This window comes from Chromobacterium sp. FG22 (genome assembly GCF_057809415.1).
In genome coordinates this window covers 174,686-189,903 of the sequence record NZ_JBMDJX010000004.1, presented here as the reverse complement: position 1 = coordinate 189,903, position 15,218 = coordinate 174,686, and the positions used below count along the sequence as shown (strand labels likewise).

General features: G+C 61.6%; 16 protein-coding genes. 10 read left to right on the top strand and 6 right to left on the bottom strand.

The genetic code is table 11. The features are described 5' to 3' along the window. Positions 1–35: 35 nt before the first annotated feature. The 6 genes from rpsP to xerD all read left to right on the top strand — a co-directional run bounded on the left by rpsP (position 36) and on the right by xerD (position 3,623). A complete protein-coding gene (rpsP, locus tag ACODSD_RS05945; protein ID WP_019102878.1) occupies positions 36–284 on the top strand; it encodes a 30S ribosomal protein S16 in 249 nt (82 codons plus the stop codon). A gap of 35 nt (positions 285–319) precedes the next feature. Beyond that, positions 320–826 carry a ribosome maturation factor RimM gene (gene rimM, locus ACODSD_RS05940; RefSeq protein ID WP_227106922.1) on the top strand — a complete coding sequence of 169 codons (507 nt, stop codon included), beginning with the start codon at positions 320–322 and terminating at the stop codon, positions 824–826. Then, complete coding sequence (gene trmD / locus ACODSD_RS05935) at positions 826–1,593, top strand: tRNA (guanosine(37)-N1)-methyltransferase TrmD (protein ID WP_048415670.1); 768 nt, start codon at positions 826–828, stop codon at positions 1,591–1,593. Before rimM ends, trmD begins: the two co-directional genes overlap by 1 nt. Positions 1,594–1,596: 3 nt before the next feature. Further along, positions 1,597–1,965: a 50S ribosomal protein L19 gene (rplS, locus tag ACODSD_RS05930; RefSeq protein WP_019102875.1), complete on the top strand. Its 369-nt coding sequence runs from the start codon at positions 1,597–1,599 to the stop codon at positions 1,963–1,965. Between the two features lie 85 nt (positions 1,966–2,050). Next, the gene (locus tag ACODSD_RS05925; RefSeq protein ID WP_107798150.1) at positions 2,051–2,518 is read left to right on the top strand and encodes a methylated-DNA--[protein]-cysteine S-methyltransferase; all 468 of its coding nucleotides are present in this window, start codon (positions 2,051–2,053) and stop codon (positions 2,516–2,518) included. A gap of 196 nt (positions 2,519–2,714) precedes the next feature. Then, on the top strand, positions 2,715–3,623 hold the full coding sequence (xerD, locus tag ACODSD_RS05920) for a site-specific tyrosine recombinase XerD (RefSeq protein ID WP_404990261.1): 909 nt from the start codon (positions 2,715–2,717) through the stop codon (positions 3,621–3,623). 53 nt (positions 3,624–3,676) lie between these two features. On the opposite strand, the gene clpA is transcribed toward xerD, so the two are convergent. Together clpA and clpS are read right to left on the bottom strand one after the other, a co-directional pair. Next, positions 3,677–5,953, bottom strand: coding sequence for an ATP-dependent Clp protease ATP-binding subunit ClpA (gene clpA / locus ACODSD_RS05915; RefSeq protein ID WP_227106924.1), 2,277 nt, complete (start codon positions 5,951–5,953; stop codon positions 3,677–3,679). Further along, entirely contained in the window at positions 5,953–6,261 is a 309-nt protein-coding gene (gene clpS, locus ACODSD_RS05910; protein ID WP_019101854.1) for an ATP-dependent Clp protease adapter ClpS, read from the bottom strand. Before clpS ends, clpA begins: the two co-directional genes overlap by 1 nt. 231 nt (positions 6,262–6,492) lie before the next feature. On the opposite strand from clpS, the gene ACODSD_RS05905 reads away from it, so the two are divergent. Continuing rightward, the gene (locus ACODSD_RS05905) at positions 6,493–6,696 is read left to right on the top strand and encodes a cold-shock protein (RefSeq protein ID WP_019101271.1); all 204 of its coding nucleotides are present in this window, start codon (positions 6,493–6,495) and stop codon (positions 6,694–6,696) included. Positions 6,697–6,781: 85 nt separating this feature from the next. Here the strand turns inward: ACODSD_RS05905 and mdtH are convergent, their stop codons facing one another. After that, positions 6,782–7,984 (bottom strand): multidrug efflux MFS transporter MdtH, encoded by a 1,203-nt coding sequence (gene mdtH, locus ACODSD_RS05900; protein ID WP_488876959.1) that lies wholly within the window; start codon positions 7,982–7,984, stop codon positions 6,782–6,784. An 87-nt stretch (positions 7,985–8,071) separates the two neighbouring features. Between mdtH and ACODSD_RS05895 the strand changes: the two genes are divergently transcribed. After that, positions 8,072–8,977, top strand: coding sequence for a LysR family transcriptional regulator (locus ACODSD_RS05895; RefSeq protein ID WP_488876958.1), 906 nt, complete (start codon positions 8,072–8,074; stop codon positions 8,975–8,977). Here the strand turns inward: ACODSD_RS05895 and ACODSD_RS05890 are convergent. From ACODSD_RS05890 to ACODSD_RS05880, 3 genes are all read right to left on the bottom strand, one after another. Continuing rightward, entirely contained in the window at positions 8,960–9,628 is a 669-nt protein-coding gene (locus ACODSD_RS05890; protein ID WP_107798155.1) for a GntR family transcriptional regulator, read from the bottom strand. The genes ACODSD_RS05895 and ACODSD_RS05890 overlap by 18 nt on opposite strands. 497 nt (positions 9,629–10,125) lie before the next feature. Continuing rightward, positions 10,126–10,824: a bifunctional 2-polyprenyl-6-hydroxyphenol methylase/3-demethylubiquinol 3-O-methyltransferase UbiG gene (gene ubiG / locus ACODSD_RS05885; protein ID WP_235084360.1), complete on the bottom strand. Its 699-nt coding sequence runs from the start codon at positions 10,822–10,824 to the stop codon at positions 10,126–10,128. A 2-nt stretch (positions 10,825–10,826) separates the two neighbouring features. Further along, a complete protein-coding gene (locus ACODSD_RS05880) occupies positions 10,827–12,146 on the bottom strand; it encodes a TRZ/ATZ family hydrolase (protein WP_107798157.1) in 1,320 nt (439 codons plus the stop codon). Here ACODSD_RS05880 and ACODSD_RS05875 point away from each other — a divergent pair. After that, positions 12,145–12,333, top strand: a complete 189-nt coding sequence (locus ACODSD_RS05875) for a hypothetical protein (RefSeq protein WP_488876957.1) — start codon at positions 12,145–12,147, stop codon at positions 12,331–12,333. The two genes, ACODSD_RS05880 and ACODSD_RS05875, sit on opposite strands and share 2 nt — an antisense overlap. Before the next feature lie 67 nt (positions 12,334–12,400). Beyond that, entirely contained in the window at positions 12,401–15,211 is a 2,811-nt protein-coding gene (locus tag ACODSD_RS05870) for a bifunctional diguanylate cyclase/phosphodiesterase (protein WP_107798158.1), read from the top strand. Positions 15,212–15,218: the final 7 nt, after the last annotated feature.

The following is a 15,218-nucleotide window of genomic DNA, read 5'->3' as shown; positions in this document are numbered from 1 at the left end:
TTTCTCATACCGTTTTTATTCAAGGACAATCGACAATGGTAGTGATTCGTCTGGCACGTGGCGGCGCCAAGAACCGTCCGTTCTACAACATCGTGGTGACCGATTCCCGTAACCGTCGTGACGGTCGCTTCATCGAGCGCGTTGGCTTCTACAACCCGGTTGCCAACGAGAAGCAAGAGCGCGTTCGTTTCACCATGGACCGCCTGAACCACTGGGTTGGCGTTGGCGCTCAAGTTTCCGACGCCGTTGCCAAGCTGCTGAAAGAGCAGAAGGCCGCTGCCTAAGCGTTCGTTGACACATCAACTGACGGACTAGGCGCATGCGCAACGAAGATCTCGTAGTGATGGGGTTTGTGCGTGGCGCCTTTGGTGTCAAGGGCTGGGTGAAAGTCCAGGCCGACACCGAATACGCTGACGGTCTGTTCGACTACCCGGTCTGGTGGCTGGGCAAGGAGAACGACTGGAAGCCGTACACATTTGAAAACGGCGCACTCCAGCCCAAGGCGCTTGCCGCCAAGCTGGAAGGCGTGGAAGACCGCGACGCGGCCGAAGCCCTGCGCGGCATGCAAATCGCCGTGCCGCGCGAAGAGTTGCCGGCCGCCGAGGAAGGCGAATACTACTGGACCGATCTGATCGGTCTGGAAGTCGTCAATCAGCAAGGCGAAGTGCTGGGCAAAGTCAGCGAATTGATGGAAACCGGCGCGCACGATGTGTTGGTGGTGCAAGGCGCGGACGGCCAGCGCATGATTCCCTTCGTGGATCAGTATGTGCTGGAAGTTCAGCTTGCCGCAGGCAAGATCCAGGTGGACTGGGGTCTGGACTACTGATGCAGATCGACGCGGTAACGCTGTTTCCGGAGATGTTCGATTCCATCGCCCGCTTTGGCGTTAGCCAGCGGGCGCTTGATTTGGGCATTTGGGGTTTTCAGGCCTGGAATCCTCGCGATTTCACGCATGACAACTACCGCCGGGTAGACGACCGGCCTTATGGCGGCGGCCCCGGCATGGTGATGCAGATCGAGCCCCTGGCGCAGTCCATCGCGGCGGCCAGGGCGAGGCAGGCGCAAGCCGGAGCCGAGCGCAGCCATGTGATTTATCTTTCGCCGCAAGGCCGTCCGCTGACGCATGCGAAGGCGGCGGAGCTGTCGCAAAGAGCGGGCCTGATCCTGCTGTGCGGCCGCTACGAGGGCGTGGACGAGAGGTTGATCCAGCGCGAGGTCGACGAGGAGATTTCCATCGGCGACTACGTGCTGTCCGGCGGCGAGCTGCCGGCCATGGTGCTGATGGACGCGGTGGTGCGTTTGCTGCCCGGCGTCCTGAACGACGCGCAGTCGGCTTACGAGGATTCATTTGTGGACGGGCTTCTTGATTGTCCGCACTATACCCGACCCGAAGACTATCAGGGCATGCGGGTGCCGGACGTGCTGTTGTCCGGTAATCATGCGCTGATCGCTAAATGGCGGCTGAAACAGGCTCTGGGCAGGACGATGCAACGTCGCCCGGATTTGCTGCAAGGCCGTATTTTGACAAAACAGGAATCTCGGCTGCTGGCGGAGTACCAGCAGGAACAAGATCTCCAGAAAAACCAGGAGTGAATCATGGATCTGATCCAGAAACTCGAGCAAGAAGAAATCGCCCGCCTGGGCAAAACCCTGCCGGAATTCGCCCCGGGCGACACCATCGTCGTTCAGGTGAAGGTTAAGGAAGGCAACCGCGAACGTCTGCAGGCTTACGAAGGCGTGGTTATCGCCAAGAAAAACGCTGGCCTGAACAGCGCTTTCACCGTGCGTAAGATGTCCGCCGGCGAAGGCGTAGAGCGTACTTTCCAAACCTACTCCCCGCTGGTGGCTTCCGTTGAAGTGAAGCGCCGTGGTGACGTGCGTCGCGCCAAGCTGTACTACCTGCGCGGCCGTACCGGCAAATCCGCACGCATCAAGGAAAAACTGCCGGCTCGCAAGCAAGGCTAAGCCTTGTCGAGTCAGGCTTAGGCTTGATGACAGTTCAAAGCGCAAGGCGATGCCTTGCGCTTTTTTATTATCCGGAGGCGGACACATGGAATACAGCGCGGTGATCGACGCGCCGTTCGGGCAGCTGGGCATGGTATGTCTCGACGGCGCGCTGGTGAATCTGGAATTCCTGGCCGAGCGGCAAGCCCTCAGGCCGCCGGAGCCGCGCAGTCTGGAGCAGGAGGTGGCGGAACAGCTGCGCGCTTATTTCGTCGATCCGCGCTTTGGCTTCAGCCTGCCTTATCGTTTGCGGGGCAGCGAGCACCAGCAGCGCGTCTGGCGCGAGATAGAACGGATTCCCTGCGGGCAGATGGCGCGCTATCAGGATATCGCCACGGCGCTGGGCTCGTCGGCGCGGGCGGTGGGCAATGCCTGCGGGCGCAATCCGGTGCCCATCATCGTGCCTTGCCACCGCGTGGTGGCCCGCAACAGCCTGGGCGGCTTCAATCGCTCCTTGGGCCGGGAAACCGTGGACATCAAGCAGTGGCTGCTGGCGCATGAGTTCGGTTGTTGAGCGGAGGGATGCGCGCAAGGCGCCGCTTTGCGTCTGTTGAGGCGCGAGTCGAGGTCATTGCGCGAGGCCCGGGCTCGCCTTCAAGGGGAGCAGGGGAATGTTTTGCCCGCGAGGCGGACAAAGACTGAGGATTATTCAGTATGGATGTTTCGCGCGGGCGGCGGCCTGACGCGCATATCGGCGGACGACGACAATAATGGATGCGAGCAGCGAAGCAATGAAGGCGGCCGAGGAGGTCATCGACGCGTTTCTGGACCAGTTATGGTTGAGCGACGGCCTGTCCAAGAACACCCTGGCCGCGTATCGGCGCGATCTGGGCAAGCTGGCAGCGAGACTGGGAGACGAGGGCGTTAGCCTGACGGAGGCCGCTTCTGAGCACCTGGAGCAGGCGCTCTTGCTGGGCGTGGACCGAGAGAAGCCGGCGACCCGGGCGCGGATGGTGTCGGCGATGAAGCGCTTTTATCAATATCTGGCGCAGGCGGGTTTGCGCGGCGACGACCCTTGCGCGCGCTTGCGCGCGCCCAAACAGGGGCCGCGCTTGCCCAAATCCCTGTCCGAGCGGCATGTGGAAGCCTTGCTGGAAGCGCCGGACGTGGGCACGCCGCTGGGCCTGCGCGACCGCGCGATGCTGGAGCTGCTCTACGCCAGCGGCTTGCGCGTGTCGGAGCTGGTGGGCTTGACTCTGCAACAAGTGAATTTGCTGGACGGCCTGGTCAAGACCATGGGCAAGGGCAATAAGGAGAGACTGGTGCCCTTGGGCGAGCTGGCCCAGGAGTGGCTGCAGCGTTATCTGGCCGAGGCGAGGCCGCTTTTGCTGGCGGGCGCGGTCTGCGACACGGTGTTCGTGACCCAGCGCAAGGCGGGCATGACGCGACAGATGGCCTGGCATCTGATCTCGCAGTACGCCAAGCGCCAGGGCTTGCCGGCGGTGAGCCCGCACGTGTTGCGTCATGCCTTCGCTACCCATCTGGTCAACCACGGCGCGGATTTGCGCGTGGTGCAGCTGCTGCTGGGGCATTCTGACATTTCCACCACGCAGATCTATACCCATGTGGCGCGCGAGCGCTTGAAACAGCTGCACGCCAAACATCATCCTCGCGGTTGAGATGAAAAGAAAAACGCCCGCGTCAGCGGGCGTTGCATATTGCCGTATCAAGATCAGGCCGGTTCGGGCGCTAAGGCCTGGTGGTCGAACTGCAGCTCCACCTTGTCGTCCACCACGGTGACGGTGACTTCGCCGCCGGTGACCAGACGGCCGAACAGCAACTCGTCGGCCAGCGCCTTGCGCAGCGTGTCCTGGATCAGACGCGCCATCGGGCGGGCGCCCATCAGCGGATCGAAGCCGTTCTTCGCCAGGTAGCGCCGCAGCTCGTCGGTGAAGTGGATGTCCACCCGCTTCTCCGCCAACTGCTGCTCCAGCTGCATCAGGAACTTGTCCACCACTTGCAGGATGATCTGCTCGTCCAGCATCTTGAACGGGATGATGGCGTCCAGGCGGTTGCGGAATTCCGGACTGAACTGTTTCTTGATGTCGCCCATCTCGTCGCCGGCCGCCTTGGTCTGGGTGAAGCCCAGCGTCGGCTTGGACAGGGACTCCGCGCCCGCGTTGGTGGTCATGATGATCACCACGTTGCGGAAGTCCGCCTTGCGGCCGTTGTTGTCGGTCAGGGTGCCGTGGTCCATCACCTGCAACAGCACGTTGTAGATGTCCGGATGCGCTTTTTCGATCTCATCCAGCAAGACCACCGCGTACGGATGCTTGTTGACCGCCTCGGTCAGCTGGCCGCCCTGTTCGAAGCCGACATAGCCCGGAGGCGCGCCGATCAGCCGAGACACCGCATGGCGCTCCATGTACTCGGACATGTCGAAGCGGATCAACTCCACGCCCAGTATATAGGCCAGCTGGCGAGCCACTTCGGTCTTGCCGACACCGGTGGGACCGGAGAACAGGAAGGAACCGATCGGCTTTTGCGGATTGCCCAGGCCGGAACGCGTCATCTTGATGGCGCTAGCCAGCCCTTCGATGGCTTTTTCCTGACCAAAGACCACGTTTTTCAGATCGCGCTCCAGATTCTTCAGCACGTTCTTGTCGTCGGACGACACGGTCTTGGGCGGAATGCGCGCGATCTTGGCGACGATGTCCTCGATCTCGGTCTTGTTGATGACCTTCTTCTGCTTGGACTTGGGCAGAATCTTCTGCGCGGCGCCGGCCTCGTCGATCACGTCGATGGCCTTGTCCGGCAGATGGCGGTCGTTGATGAAGCGCGCCGACAGCTCCGCCGCGGTGGACAGCGCGGACTGGGTGTACTTGACGCCGTGGTGGGCCTCGAAGCGGGATTTCAGCCCCTTGAGGATTTCCACGGTCTGCTCCACCGTCGGCTCGTTGACGTCGATCTTCTGGAAACGGCGCGACAGCGCGTTGTCCTTCTCGAAAATGCTGCGGTATTCGTTGTAGGTGGTCGCCCCGATACAGCGCAGGCTGCCGTTGGACAAGGCCGGCTTCAGCAGGTTGGACGCGTCCAGCGTGCCGCCCGAGGCCGCTCCGGCGCCGATCAGCGTGTGAATCTCGTCGATGAACAGAATGGCGTTGCTGTCCTCGGTCAATTGCTTGATCACCGCCTTCAGCCGCTGTTCGAAATCGCCGCGGTATTTGGTGCCAGCCAGCAGCGCCCCCATGTCCAGCGCGTAGACGGTGGACTTGCCCAGAATCTCCGGCACTTCGCCGTTGACGATGCGGCGCGCCAGGCCTTCGGCGATGGCGGTCTTGCCCACGCCGGCCTCGCCCACCAGCAAGGGGTTGTTCTTGCGGCGACGGCACAGAATCTGCACGGTGCGCTCCAGCTCGGACTCGCGGCCGATCAGCGGATCTATCCTGCCGTCGCGCGCCTGCTGGTTGAGGTTCAGCGTGTAGTTTTCCAGCGCGCCGCCCGGACCGGTGGCCTGCTCCTCGCTCTCCGCTTCGCCGCTGCTGTCTCGCGGCTCCTGCGGCTGCTGCTGCGAGCGCTGCTTGGTGATTCCGTGAGAAATGAAATTCACCACGTCCAGCCGCGAAATGCCTTGCTGGTGCAGATAGTACACCGCGTGGGAGTCCTTCTCGCCGAAGATGGCCACCAGGATGTTAGCCCCGGTCACCTCTTTTTTGCCGGAAGACTGCACGTGCAGGATCGCGCGCTGTATCACGCGCTGGAAGCCGAGAGTGGGTTGAGTTTCCACCTCCGCCTCCCCGGGCACGGTGGGGGTGTGCTCATCGATGAAATCGCCCAGCTGTTTTTTCAGCTGGTCGATGTTGGCTCCACATGCGCGCAGTACTTCGGCGGCCGACGGGTTGTCGGTCATCGCGAGTAACAGATGCTCCACGCTGATGAACTCGTGGCGCTTGCGCCTTGCGTCCATGAACGCCATGTGCAGGCTTACTTCAAGCTCCTGGGCAATCATCAGTTTTCCTCCATAACGCACTGGAGCGGATGCTGGTGCGCTTTCGCATATTGCAACACCTGCTCGACCTTTGTTGCAGCCACGTCTTTGGTATAAACGCCACACACGCCGTGACCTTGCGTGTGGACTTGCAGCATGATGTGAGTGGCCTTTTCGCGGTTCATGTAGAAGAACTGCTGGAGGACCTGGATCACAAAATCCATCGGGGTAAAATCATCGTTCAATAACAAGACCTTATACATCGGGGGTGGGTTTTCCCTAACCCGGGACGCCTCTTGTATGGCATCGTCCTTGAACTGCGTAGACATGTCGGCTTTCGTGGAATCTGCGTCTTACTTCAATTTGGGTTCCCCGAGAGTTTTTTTCAAGGGGACTGGCACTTTTCCTCTACGACTTGACGATGAGCGGCGGGTTGCGTAGAAATGCAGCTGGTGCTTGGCTTAACTGTTTGGCATTTTTTTGCGCTAGGCAAGCCAGACAACTCTTATTAAGCTCTAAGTTGGTCGGCTTCACCAGCCTTTTTTTGCAAGGAAGTAAGAATGGCATTAGGTACCGTTAAGTGGTTCAATGACGCTAAAGGCTTTGGCTTCATTACTCCGGATGAAGGCGGCGAGGATTTGTTCGCTCACTTCTCGGCCATCAACATGCAAGGCTTCAAAACCCTGAAAGAAGGGCAACGTGTAAGCTTTGAAGTGGTGTCCGGTCCGAAGGGCAAGCAAGCGTCCAATATTCAGAACGCGTAACACCGGTTTTACTGTCTGTTTGTCGCAAGGCAAACAGCCCAGCTGATTGATGAAAAGCCCGCCATCCGGCGGGCTTTTGTTGTTGTCAGGCCGCTTGTTTGAGCGTCCGCGGCGCGGCGGGGCCAAACTGGCGCGCCAGCGCGATGAAGGTGAGCGCGCCCGCGGCGGCCAGCAGCAGCCAGGGCAGGCCGGCTTGATGCCGGCTTTGGGCAAAGTCGTAGAGCCAGCCGCCGGCGAGAAAGCCGCCGCCGCCGCCCAGGGCCAGGCCCAGCCGGCTGGCGCCCATATAGCTGGCTCTGGCTTCCGGACGGGCCAGGCTGGCCACCAGGGTTTCCCGCGCCGGTTCGGTGATGAGGGTGCCGAGAAAGAAGGCGGCCAGGATGAGGAAGGCGGTCAGCGGCTGCCGCGCCACGGCCATGCAGGCCAGGCTGAGGCTCATCAACGCGATGCCGGCCAGTACCCGGGTTTCCAGGCGGAAATGGCGCTCGCCCAGCCGCGCCAAAGGATAGAGCAGGCTCAGCGACAAGGCGGTTTCCAGGCCGTACATCCAGCCCACGGCCTGGGCGGTGCCGGTCAATTGCTTGATGGCGATGGGCAGCAACAGCATGATTTGCACGCTGAGCAGATAATAACCGCTGAGCGTGAGCACCAGCTTCAGGAAACGATGGTCGTTCAGCACGATGCGGATGGAGGCCAGCGCGGGCGCCCGCCGGGCGGCGACGCGGTAGTTCGGCAGCAGGCAGGCGTTTGCCGCCGCCGCCGCCAAAAACGCGACGGCGCCGCCCAGGCATACCCAGTGGAAGTCGAATTGCAGCAGCCAGGAGCCGAACAAGGCGCCGCCCACCGCGCCGGCGCTGTCCTGCATCATCAGCAGCGAATAGAAGCGGTTGCGTTCGCGCGGCCGCGTCAATTTGGCCACCAGCGCGGAGCGCGGCGGATCGAACAGCGTGCCGCCCAGGCCGGAGAGCAGGCAGGACAGCCAGAGCTGCCACGGCGCGTTCGCCAGCGCCATGGCGGCAAAGCCGGTGGCTCGCAGCAGCATGCCGGCCACGATCAGCGGTTTGGCGCCGAAACGGTCGGCCAGGGAGCCGCCGAACAAGCCCAGCCCTTGCTGGGTGAACTGGCGCAAACCCAGCCCAAAGCCCACCGCGGCCGCGGTCCAGCCCAGTTGATCGACGAAATGCAGGCTGATCAGCGGAAAGACCATGAAGAAACCAAATACCACGATCAGGTTGTCCAGCAGGATGAAGCCTTTGCCCAAGGTCCGGGCCCGCTTTAGCAGCGCCATGAAATCTCCTTATTTTCATGTCATTCTATGAAGGCTCCTGATATTCTGAAACTGACTAATCCGTAATAGTTAATATTGGATTTTCTTATGTCTATCGCACTCTCCGATTTGCGCCTATTGCTGGATATCGCCGAGCTGGGCAGCTTCAGCCAGGCCGCCGCCAAGCGCGGCTGGTCGCAGCCCCAGGTCAGTCAGCGAGTGCAATTGCTGGAGCAGGAGCTGGGGACTTGCCTGTTTCATCGCCACCGTCGTGGCGCGGAACCCACAGCGGCCTGCCTGGCCTTTTTGCCATCGGCGCAGCAGGCGGTGTCGGCCTTGGAGCAGGGGAGGGAGATCCTGCAGGGCACGCCGGCCTTGCCCTGCCTGCGGCTGTCTTGTCTGCCGTCGCTGACTTCGGCGGTTTTCGGTCCTTTATTGCTGGACCTGGCCGAAGCGCCGCTGGAAATCCGCTGCGACACCGATCACTCGCCGCTGATTATGCAGAACCTGTTGTCCGGCCTGGTGCAGGTCGGCTTTGTGTTGCGGTGTCCGGCGATGGCGGGCATTCAGATGGAAACGCTGTGGCGCTCTCCCATCGTGGCGGTGGCGGCGGCCGGGCATCCGTTGGCGGAGCGGGAGCAGCCGCTGAGTTTGGAGGAGGTGGCGTCTTACCGGATCGCGCCCCAGTACTGGGGCGTGGAGTGCGATGAGTTGATACGCCGGCTGCGGCAGGCGCGCACCGTGGCCCAGCCCATCCATGCGATCCAGCCGGCGTCGGCGGCCAGGGAGTTGGCCTTGCGTCACGGTTTTCTGTGTTTCATGCCGGAGCTGTCGATTCAGTCCGATCTGGCCGACGGCGTTTTGCGACGGCTGAGCATTGCCGACCTGCCGGCCTGGCAGTGGGAGGTCACCATGGCCTGGCGCGCCGGCAAGCGCAGGGATGCGGGGAAGGAGCTGGTGCTGGACGCCGCCCGGGCTTTGGCCGGGCGGTGGGCCTCAATGGCGTCCGGCTAGCGATTCGGCGGCGCTTTGCGCCAGTTGGCTGTATTGCTGACCGAACTCGGCCACCATCTGGCGCAATCTGGCGGTGTCGCGGGCGATGATGGTCTTGAGCAGGTTTTCCAGGAAGAGCTGGGTCTGGTCCATCTGGCTCTTGCCGGCGCGCAGAATGGCGAACAGGCAGCGCTGAGTCAGCGGCAGTAAGTCCTTCAGCGTGTGTTCCAGATAGCGGTTGCCGGCGTAGCGGTACAGGGTGTCGAGAAAATCGACGCCGTGGTCGTAAAAGCCGTGCAAATCGTCTTTGCGGTTGCATTCGGCTAACTGGGTGGTGACTTCGAAGAAGTGGGCCAGGTCGTCGTTTTGCCAGGAGGTGGCGAGGTTACAGACCGCTTGATCCAGCAGCAGGAACCACAGTTCGAAGAAATGGCGCACATCCTGACCGGTGATGCTGGACACCACCGCGCCGCGACGCGGGAAAATCTCCACCAGATGGCGGCGTTGCAAAATCAATAAAGCTTCGCGTACGGACCCGCGGCTGACTTCCAGTTCCGACGCAATGCGCAATTCCTGGATGCGCTCTCCGGCTTGCATCGTGCCTTGTATGATTTGTTTGCCCAGGTATTGGGCAATTTGTTCGGTCAGTGAGTCGTTCGCTTTGAACGTCATCTTGCTCTCCGGAATAGAATATTATTATTTTCCTATGTTTGATATGCGCCGGCAATCAAACTGCAACGTTTGTCTGGCAGTAGTTTGTCCGACAGATTGTTGTTATCAAAACATTATCAGCGGTTTTGGCGTCGACTGTTGTCAACTTGCCGCACTAGACAAGCGTTGCGAAGGTTTTACTTGCGCATTCATCATATCAATCATACGATTAAAACGCTTGTTTGAAATGGCTGACACGAGAGGGGCTATCAAAATAGGCGAGAGGCGACGGAGAGGCATTTCCGCCGTCTTGCGGACCCGGCCGGCGGCCGGCCCGAGCGGGAACAGCAGCCTCGCAGGCGACGAGCGGCGCAAGCCGAACGCCGCCGTAAGCGGGCCGTCCCGCGAGGGCGTCGAAGCCGGCGCGGCGTTTGCGAACTTTAGCGGGTTGTGTCCGGTGTGGAACCGGGAGTGTGATTCAGGCCTTCGCCCATGGCGAAGGCCTTTTTTCTTGCCGCTTATTCGGGACGACGGCAGGCCATCAGATAATTGACGGCGGTGTCGTCGCCCAGCGCGTAGATGCGCGTCAGCGGGTTGTAACTCATGCCGCGGACGACATCCAGCTCCAGACCGGCGTTGCGGGCCATGCGCGACAATTCCGAAGGCTTGAGGAAGCGCGCGTATTCATGGGTGCCGCGCGGCAGCATGTTCAGCACGTATTCGGCGCCGATCACCGCCAGCAGATAGGATTTGGCGTTGCGGTTGAGCGTGGAGAAAAATACCCAGCCGCCGGGTTTGACCAGGCTGGCGCAGCTGCGCACCACGCTTTGCGGGTCCGGCACGTGTTCCAGCATTTCCATGCAGGTGACCACGTCGAAGCTGGCCGGCGCTTCCTCCGCCAGTTCTTCCACCGCCACGCAGCGGTAATCCACCGCCACGCCGGACTCCAGGCTGTGCAGCTGAGCCACTTTCAGCGATTTCTTGGCCAGGTCGATGCCGGTGACGCCGGCGCCGCGCGCGGCCATGCTTTCCGCCAGGATGCCGCCGCCGCAGCCCACGTCCAGCACTTGCTTGCCGGCGATGGCCGCGCGCGCGTCGATGAAGCCCAGGCGCAGCGGATTGATTTCATGCAGCGGCTTGAACTCGCCGCTCATATCCCACCACTTGTGCGCCAGCTGGCTGAATTTGTCGATTTCGGTTTCGTCTACATTAATCATGATTATTTCGCCAGAATGCGATGACGCCAATCTTCCGCGCGCGCCTTGAGCGCGGCTTCGTCCAGAGTTTTGAGTTGGCGTTGTTCCAATAGGGCCTGACCTTTGACCCAGACATGGCTGACTTGTTCGCGGCCGGCCGCGTAGACCACGTGGGAGATCGGGTCGAAGGCCGGCGCGGTTTCGATGGCGGACAGGTCGATGGCGATCAGGTCGGCCTGCTTGCCGGTCTTGATCGAGCCGACTTTGTCGGCGATGCCCAGCGCGCGCGCGCCGTTGAGCGTAGCCATGCGGATGGCGGCGGCGGCGGGCACCGAGGTGGGGTCCAGCGTGCCCACTTTGGCCAGCAGCGCCGCCAGCCGGGTTTCCGCCAGCATGTCCAGTTTGTTGTTGGAGGCGGCGCCGTCGGTGCCTATGCCCACCGCGATGCCGGCCTGCAGCATCTTGGGAATGGGGGCGATGCCGGAAGCCAGCTTCATATTGGACGAGGGATTGTGCGCCACCGACACGCCGTGCTTGGCCGCCAGTTCGATTTCCTCGTCGTTCAGATGCACCATGTGGGCGGCGATCAGGCGCGGCGACAGCAGGCCCAGCTGTTGCAGGCGGGCCAGCGGGCGCTGGTGCCGCTCCTTGACGCTGTTGCTGACCTCGTCCGCGGTTTCGTGGATATGGCAGTGGATCAGCATGTCTTCCTGTTCCGCCAGCGTCACAACCTTGGCGAAGGTGTCGTCCGACACCGTGTAGGGCGCGTGCGGCGCCAGGGTGAAGGTGATCAGTTCTTCGCCCAGGAACTGGCGGCGCTCGGCCAGGGACTTGCTGATGTAGTCGTCGGCGTTGCTGGCGTAATTGGTGGGGAACTCCAGGATGGAACAGCCGACAAAAGTGCGCATGCCGGAGGCCAGGCCGGCGCGGGCCATCGCGCCGTGATAGAAATACATGTCGTTGATGGTGGTGGTGCCGCCGCGGATCATCTCCCCCATCGCCAGCAGCGCGCCGTCGAACACGAAATCGTCGCGCACGTGTTTGCCCTCGGCCGGCCAGATATGATTGGTCAGCCAGTCCATCAGCGCCTTGTCGTCGGCGAGGCCGCGCAAGAGCGTCATCGCGGAGTGGCCGTGCAGATTGATCAGGCCCGGCATCAGCACGTGGTTGGGCAATTCCACGCGTTGATCCGCTTCCAGCGCGCCGGCTTGGTCGGCTGGAATAATCGCGGCAATCCTGCCATCCTTCAGAGCAATGGCGTGGTTTTCCAGGATTTCGCCGTCTTCCTCGACGGTAATGATCCAGCGGGCGGTGATAATTTTGTCATAACGGGACTGGGACATGGAGCAATCCTGGCGCGATTTTGAAGTGACGTGGATTGTAGGCCGAGGCCAAATGCAAGGCAATGACGGAGCGCGGGAAGCGGCGGCGAAGCAGGCCGGCGCAAGGCTTGCCGGATCCGGGCTTGACAAGGCGATGACTAGTGAATATTCCAGCATTTTGCCGCGATTATCCGGTGTATACTTTTGAAAATATGAACAACTGACGCATGGGCTCAATTGCCTGCGGCTAATGGCGAGCGATAATAAACGCAAACATGGCACACCACGCTGACGATAAATCCACAGCCAGTACCGGCCTTTCCCTCAGGGCTGTCTTTCTCATCGCCGTGGTGCTGGGCTTGCTGATTCCCGCGTCCATCATCAGTTATCTGAGTTTCAATATTCAACGGGACGCGTTGACCGCCCAGTTGGAAACCGATCAAAAACGCCTGCTGGACATCGTCGCTCTGGGCATGCAGGAGCCCTTGTGGAACCTGAGCCGCCAGGCCGGCAACCCGTTGATCGCTTCGGTGATGGAAGACGCGAGGGTGGTTTCCATCCGCGTCACCGACACCCAGTCCAATCAGATCTTTCTGTCTTCGGTGCGCGCGGAGCGCCGCATCGGCAGTGTCTCCTTTGTGGAAAAACCGGTGATCTACCGCGGCGAGGAAATCGGCCAGGTGACGCTGGAATTCGACAATGAACACCTCGCCATCGCGCTCAACAACCAGATCAAGAATATTCTGATGATTCTGGCGGCGCAGCTGGTGTTGTCCATTCTGCTGATCATGAGCATTCTGCACTCGCGTTTCCTCAGCCCGATGAAGGCCCTGACCGAACAGGCGCGCTTGCTGGCCGAACTCAAGCTGGACCGGCCGTTCGAATGGCAGCGCCGCGACGAGATCGGCCATCTGGGCAAACACTTGGAATGGACCCGCGCGGAACTCAAGCGCTTGCTGGACGAGTTGCGCGCCAAGACACTGGCGCTGGAAGCGGACATTTCCCGCCGCCGCGAGGTGGAGGACGCGCTGCGCCGCTCCGAGAACAAATACCGCGAACTGTTCTGGTCCAACCTCGACGGCATTGTGATCAGCTCGCTGGACGGCCAGGTGATAGACGCCAACCCCGCCTTCCTCAACCTGATGTGCTACAGCCTGGATCAGCTCAAGCTACAGAATTTCTGGACGCTGGTGGGGCCGGAGAGCGAGGCGCTGGAGCGCTTCAATCTGGACAACAAGGTATTGCGCTTCGGCTACTGCGACGAGTTCGAGGCCACCTATATCAACCGTTTCGGCAATCCGGTGCCGGTCAGCGTCAAGACCGTGGCGATGCGCGACGCCTTCGGACGCATCAACGCGGTATGGCGCATGGTGCGCGACATCTCCGAGAAACGCGCGGCGGAGGAGAGGGTGCAACTGGCCGCCAAGGTGTTCGAGAACACCGTGGAAGGCATCATGATCACCGACGCGGACAAACGCATCCGCAGCGTCAACCGCGCTTTCACCGAGATCACCGGCTACACCCAGCACGAGGTGCTGGGCCAGAAGACCAGCGTGCTGTCCTCCGGCCGCCACGACCAGCCCTTCTACGAACAGATGTGGCAGTCCATCGCCGACCACGGCTCCTGGCAGGGTGAATTGTGGAACCGCCGCAAGAACGGCGAGGTGTTCCCGGAATGGCTGGCGATCAACGCGGTGCGCAACAGCCTGGGCGAAATCACCCATTACGTGGCCATCTTCAGCGATCTGACCGAGCGTAAGGCGGCCGACGAGCGCATCCAGTTCCTCGCCCATTTCGACGTGCTGACCAGCTTGCCCAACCGCGTGCACATGCAGGACCGGGTGGAGCTGGCTATCCACAACGCCGGCCGCGACAATGAGCGGCTGGCCTTGTTGCTGCTGGACCTGGACCGCTTCAAGACCGTCAACGAATCGCTGGGCCACACCGCCGGCGACACCCTGCTGCAGGTGGCGGCGGACCGGATCAAGGGCGTGCTGGGGCCGGGAGAGATGCTGGCGCGCCAGGGCGGCGACGAATTCATCGTGCTGTTGCCGGTGATTTCCGATCCGGGCGAGGCGGCGATGGCGGCGGAGCGCATCCGCGACGCCTTCACCGCGTCGATAGAGTTGCACAATCATGTGATCACCATCACGCCGTCCATCGGCATCAGCGTCTACCCGGACGACGGCCGCGACTACGAGACTCTGGTGCGCAACGCCGACGCGGCGATGTACCACGCCAAATCCTCGGGCCGCAACAGCTACAAGTTCTACACCGCCGACCTCAACGCCCGCGCCCGTGAAATCCTGGCGATTGAAAGCCAGCTGCGCTTCGCGCTGGAGCGCGAGGAGTTTGTGCTGCATTATCAGCCGCAAGTGGAAATGGCCAGCGGCCGCATCATAGGCGCCGAGGCGCTGATCCGCTGGAACCATCCGTCGCTGGGCGTGCTGGGGCCGGTGCGTTTCATCGAGGTGGCGGAGGAGCGCGGCTTCATCGTGCAGATCGGCAACTGGGTGATAGGCGAGGCCACGCGCCAGCTGGCCGCCTGGCGCAGCCAGGGCCTGCCGGAACTGACTCTGGCCATCAATCTGTCCGCCTTGCAGTTCCGCCAGTCCGATCTGGCGGATCAGATCACCTCGGCGCTGGCCACCAACGGCCTGCCCGGTCACGCGCTGGACATCGAGGTGACCGAGAGCGTGGTGATGGAAGACGCGATGGCCACCATACAGGCCATCGACAATATGAAGAATATGGGGCTGAAGCTGTCCATCGACGACTTCGGCACCGGCTATTCCAGCCTGTCCTATCTGAAGCGCTTCAAGGCGGACAAGCTGAAGATCGACCGTTCCTTCGTGCGCGACATCCCGCACGACGCCGACGACACCGCCATTGCCCGCGCCATCATCAATATGGCCAAGAACCTGAATATGAAGGTGGTGGCGGAAGGGGTGGAAACGATAGAGCAATGGCACTTCCTGCAACGCGAAGGCTGCGAATACGTGCAAGGCTACTTGATCGCCCGGCCGCTGCCGGCGGACGAGTTCGTCAAACTGCTGGCCCAGGATTGCCTGTTGCCGCAGGAGTGAGCTGACC

What these genes read in the sequence shown, in the direction of transcription:
- rpsP (WP_019102878.1), top strand. Translation starts at nt 36, where the DNA reads ATGGTAGTGATTCGTCTGGCACGTGGCGGCGCCAAGAACCGTCCGTTC.
- rimM (WP_227106922.1), top strand. Translation starts at nt 320, where the DNA reads ATGCGCAACGAAGATCTCGTAGTGATGGGGTTTGTGCGTGGCGCCTTT.
- trmD (WP_048415670.1), top strand. Translation starts at nt 826, where the DNA reads ATGCAGATCGACGCGGTAACGCTGTTTCCGGAGATGTTCGATTCCATC.
- rplS (WP_019102875.1), top strand. Translation starts at nt 1,597, where the DNA reads ATGGATCTGATCCAGAAACTCGAGCAAGAAGAAATCGCCCGCCTGGGC.
- ACODSD_RS05925 (WP_107798150.1), top strand. Translation starts at nt 2,051, where the DNA reads ATGGAATACAGCGCGGTGATCGACGCGCCGTTCGGGCAGCTGGGCATG.
- xerD (WP_404990261.1), top strand. Translation starts at nt 2,715, where the DNA reads ATGGATGCGAGCAGCGAAGCAATGAAGGCGGCCGAGGAGGTCATCGAC.
- clpA (WP_227106924.1), bottom strand. Translation starts at nt 5,953, where the DNA reads ATGATTGCCCAGGAGCTTGAAGTAAGCCTGCACATGGCGTTCATGGAC.
- clpS (WP_019101854.1), bottom strand. Translation starts at nt 6,261, where the DNA reads ATGTCTACGCAGTTCAAGGACGATGCCATACAAGAGGCGTCCCGGGTT.
- ACODSD_RS05905 (WP_019101271.1), top strand. Translation starts at nt 6,493, where the DNA reads ATGGCATTAGGTACCGTTAAGTGGTTCAATGACGCTAAAGGCTTTGGC.
- mdtH (WP_488876959.1), bottom strand. Translation starts at nt 7,984, where the DNA reads ATGGCGCTGCTAAAGCGGGCCCGGACCTTGGGCAAAGGCTTCATCCTG.
- ACODSD_RS05895 (WP_488876958.1), top strand. Translation starts at nt 8,072, where the DNA reads ATGTCTATCGCACTCTCCGATTTGCGCCTATTGCTGGATATCGCCGAG.
- ACODSD_RS05890 (WP_107798155.1), bottom strand. Translation starts at nt 9,628, where the DNA reads ATGACGTTCAAAGCGAACGACTCACTGACCGAACAAATTGCCCAATAC.
- ubiG (WP_235084360.1), bottom strand. Translation starts at nt 10,824, where the DNA reads ATGATTAATGTAGACGAAACCGAAATCGACAAATTCAGCCAGCTGGCG.
- ACODSD_RS05875 (WP_488876957.1), top strand. Translation starts at nt 12,145, where the DNA reads ATGGAGCAATCCTGGCGCGATTTTGAAGTGACGTGGATTGTAGGCCGA.
- ACODSD_RS05880 (WP_107798157.1), bottom strand. Translation starts at nt 12,146, where the DNA reads ATGTCCCAGTCCCGTTATGACAAAATTATCACCGCCCGCTGGATCATT.
- ACODSD_RS05870 (WP_107798158.1), top strand. Translation starts at nt 12,401, where the DNA reads ATGGCACACCACGCTGACGATAAATCCACAGCCAGTACCGGCCTTTCC.